This window comes from Acrocarpospora sp. B8E8 (assembly GCF_039871605.1).
GTDB lineage: Bacteria > Actinomycetota > Actinomycetes > Streptosporangiales > Streptosporangiaceae > Acrocarpospora > Acrocarpospora macrocephala.
In genome coordinates, this window is record NZ_JBDPLV010000162.1 from 1 (window position 1) to 3753 (window position 3753).

Below are 3753 nucleotides of genomic sequence, written 5' to 3' on the forward strand. Positions count from 1 at the left end.
GTACGCCGGCCGCACGGCGATGAGCCGCGAGCGCTCGCTCGAAGAGGTCGTGCGGGACGCCCTCGACCGTGGCGCCGTACATGGAGATGAGCCTGCGGTAGCAGTCCCAGGCGAAGCGGTCGTCGCCCGAGGTGGCGGCCAGGCCGGTGACCGTGATGTCGGTGAGGCCGACGTCCAGGATCGTCTCCATCATGCCGGGCATGGAGAATTTGCCGCCGGAGCGGACCGACAGCAGCAGCGGATCGGCCGGGTCGCCGAGCCGGCGGCCCATGGTCTGCTCGACGCGGAGCAGGTGCTCGCCGACCTCCCCCATCAGCGCTTCGGGGATCTCGCCCAGCTTGAGGTAGGTCCGGCAGGCCTCGGTGGTGATCGTGAAGCCCGGTGGGACCGGCAGGCCCAGCCGGGTCATCTCGGCCAGGTTCGCGCCCTTTCCACCGAGCAGGTCTTTCATGTGCATACCACCGTCGGCGAAGTCGAAGACGTAGATCGTCTCTGCGGCTGTCTCTGTGGTCATCTCTTCACTCCTTGCCGTAGTAGGCCGCGCGCATGAGCGTCTGCATGTCCTCGAGCATCGGCATCCGTGGGTTGGCCGGGGCGCACTGGTCCTCGTAGGCGTTGCGGGCCTGCAGGGGAAGCTGCGTGAGGAAGTCCTCCTCGTCGACGCCGAGGTCCTGGAAGCTGCGCTCGATGCCGACGGCGTCGCGCAACGCCTCGACCGCGGCGGCGAGTTCTTCAGCGCCGCCGTCGATGCCCAGCGCCTGGGCGATCTCCCGGAACCGTTCGGGTGCGCGGTAGTGCTCGTACTTGGGCCAGCCCGACAGCTTGGCCGGGACCGTGCCGTTGTAGCGGATGACATGGGGGAGCAGCACCGCGTTGGTCCTGCCGTGCGCCACATGGAAGGTCGCGCCGAGCGTGTGCGACATGGCGTGCACGATGCCGAGGAAGGCGTTGCCGAAGGCCATGCCGGCGATGGTCCCGGCGTTGTGCATGCGCTCGCGGGCCTCGGGGTCGCCCGCCCCGTTCCGTACGGCCCGCTCCAGGTTGGCGAAGATGAGCTTGATCGCGTGCAGCGCGAGTCCGTCGGTGAAGTCACTGGCGTACACCGACACGTACGCCTCGATCGCGTGGGTGAGGGCGTCGAAGCCGCTGTCGGCGGTGACGACGGCCGGCAGGTCGGCGGCCAGGACCGGGTCGATGATCGCCACTGTGGGGGTGAGCGCGTAGTCGGCCAGCGGATACTTCTTGCCGGTCGCGGTGTCGGTGATCACCGCGAACGGGGTGACCTCGGCGCCGGTGCCCGACGTGGTCGGCACGCAGACCAGACGCGCCAGCCCGCCCAGCGGCGGGAACTTGAAGGCGCGCTTGCGGATGTCGAAGAACTTCTGCCGCATGTCGGCGAAGACGACCTCGGGATGCTCGTAGCGCAACCACATGACCTTGGCCGCGTCCATGGCCGAGCCGCCGCCCAGCGCGATGATCGTGTCAGGCTTGAAGGCGCGCATGAGCTCCGCGCCGCGGTCAACGGTGACCACGCTCGGTTCCGGTTCGACGTCGTCGATGATCTGCAGCGCCACCCGCTCCGGGCGCCGCCCCAGGACGGCGATGATCCGGTCGACATAACCGAGCCGGGTCATGGTCGGGTCGGTCACCACGGTCACGCGGCGCACGTCCGGCATGTCGGCGAGGTACCGGATGGCGTGCGGCTCGAAGTAGATCTTCGCCGGCACCTTGAACCACTGCAGGTTGTTGACGCGCCGCCCGATCCGCTTGATGTTGAGCAGGTCGACGGCCGAGACGTTGTGGGAGACCGAGTTGCGGCCGTAGCTGCCGCAGCCCAGCGTCAGAGACGGGATGAAGGCGTTGTACATATCGCCGATGCCGCCCTGCGACGAGGGGGCGTTCCAGATGATGCGCACCGCCTTCACCCGCTGGCCATAGAGCTCCACCAGCTCCTGGTCTCGGGTGTGAATCGCGGCGCTGTGGCCGAGGCCGCCGAACTCGACCATGCGCTCGGCCAGCACGATGCCCTCCTGGTGGCTGCCGACCTTCAGCACGACGAGCACGGGGCAGAGCTTCTCCCTGGTCAGCGGCTCGACCGGGCCGACCTGTGCGGCCTCCACCAGGATCACCGACGTGCCCGCAGGGACGGTGAATCCGGCCTGTTCGGCGATCTGGGCCGCGGACCGGCCCACCACATCGGGGTTGATCTTCGTCCCGGCACCGAACAGCAGCTCTTCCAGCTTCTGCTTCTCCTGGGCGGTGGCCAGATGGGCGTGCAGGAGCTCGAACTCGGCGAGCGCGGCCTCATACACCGCCGCGTCGATGATGGCCGCCTGCTCGGAGGCGCAGACCATGCCGTTGTCGAAGGACTTGCTCAGCACGATGTCGTTGACCGCCCGGCGCAGGTCGGCGCTGGCCTCGATGTAGGCGGGCACATTACCCGCCCCGACGCCCAGGGCCGGCTTGCCGGCCGTGTAGGCCGCGCGGACCATGCCATCGCCGCCGGTCGCCAGGATCGTGGCCACGCCGTCGTGGTACATCAGCTCGGTCGTCGCCTCCAGCGACGGCTCGGTGATCCACTGCACGCAGTGCTCCGGGGCGCCTGCCGCGACGGCCGCGTCTCGTACGACTCTCGCCGCCGCCGCACTGCACTCCTGGGCCGCAGGGTGGAAGGCGAAGATGATCGGATTGCGTGTCTTCAGCGCGATCAGCGCCTTGAAGATCGTGGTCGATGTGGGGTTGGTGACCGGGGTGATTCCCGCGATTACGCCCACCGGATCGGCGATCTCCACCAGCCCGCTGATGTCGTCGCGCGCGATCACGCCGACGGTCTTCAGCGTCTCCATGCTGTTGGTCACGTGCTCGCAGGCGAAGATGTTCTTCACCGCCTTGTCCTCGAACACGCCCCGCCCGGTCTCCCGGACCGCCAGCTCGGCCAGCTGGGCGTGCTCGTCCAGCGCCGCCACGGATGCCTTCTTCACGATGTGGTCGATCTGCTCTTGATCGAAGGCCGCGTACTCGTCCAGGGCTTTGAGGGCGTTTACCACCAGTAGGTCGATCATTGCCGGTCCCCTCGGGCGCGTGTCGTGTCCTGTGTGGGCTTCAAGCATTTCGATCAGCGAGGTGGGGCGCCCGAGCCCAAAGCCATCGGCGGGCGGGACTTTCGGCACATGTCCGGCTTAGCGGAGTGGCGACCGTGGAAGAGCCGATGAAGGAGGCTCCGATGCGTGTCGTCAACGCCGCGGTGCGATGGTTGCGTCGCAAGACGGGCACACGACACGGCTGATCAGCCGCAATCGCATCGCGGTGTGCGGCCTCACCAAGGTGTTCTACGACGTGGCGTCCCCGGCAGCCTGGTCATGGAGCGCCGGATGCTCCTCGGCGTCAAAGACCGCGTTGAGCGTTCTGCGAAGAATGCCAGTATCAGCTGAGGGATTTGCTCAACGCAAATGCGATGAGTGCTGGGGGCCGCACGTCGAGGACTTTCACAGCGAGCCGTGGAAGGTGCGGTCGACCACGTCCTGCTGCTGCTCGCGGGTGAGGCGGACGAAGTTCACCGCGTACCCGGAGACGCGGATGGTCAGCTGCGGGTAGTTCTCCGGATGCTTCATCGCGTCCAGCAGGATGGCGCGGGTCAGGACATTGACGTTCATGTGGAAGCCACCGGCGTCCACGTACGCGTCCAGCACGCCGACCAGGTTCCCCGCCCGTTCCGCCGGGGTACGCCCGAGCCCTTCGGGCGTCACCGTGTTG

The 3753-nt window shown here is 67.7% G+C and carries 3 protein-coding genes; all 3 read right to left on the minus strand.

Annotated features, from left to right (window positions below; all coding sequences use genetic code 11):
- Positions 1-514: PEP/pyruvate-binding domain-containing protein (locus tag ABGB08_RS54195; RefSeq protein WP_347608306.1), on the minus strand; the 514-nt coding region annotated here is incomplete at its 3' end.
- A gap of 4 nt (positions 515-518) precedes the next feature.
- Positions 519-3062, minus strand: a complete 2544-nt coding sequence (adhE, locus tag ABGB08_RS54200) for a bifunctional acetaldehyde-CoA/alcohol dehydrogenase (protein WP_347608309.1) — start codon at positions 3060-3062, stop codon at positions 519-521.
- A gap of 423 nt (positions 3063-3485) precedes the next feature.
- Positions 3486-3753, minus strand: a 268-nt coding sequence (locus ABGB08_RS54205) for a glycine radical domain-containing protein (protein ID WP_347608312.1), incomplete at its 5' end; no start/stop codon positions are given.

What these genes read in the sequence shown, in the direction of transcription:
- adhE (WP_347608309.1), bottom strand. Translation starts at nt 3,062, where the DNA reads ATGATCGACCTACTGGTGGTAAACGCCCTCAAAGCCCTGGACGAGTAC.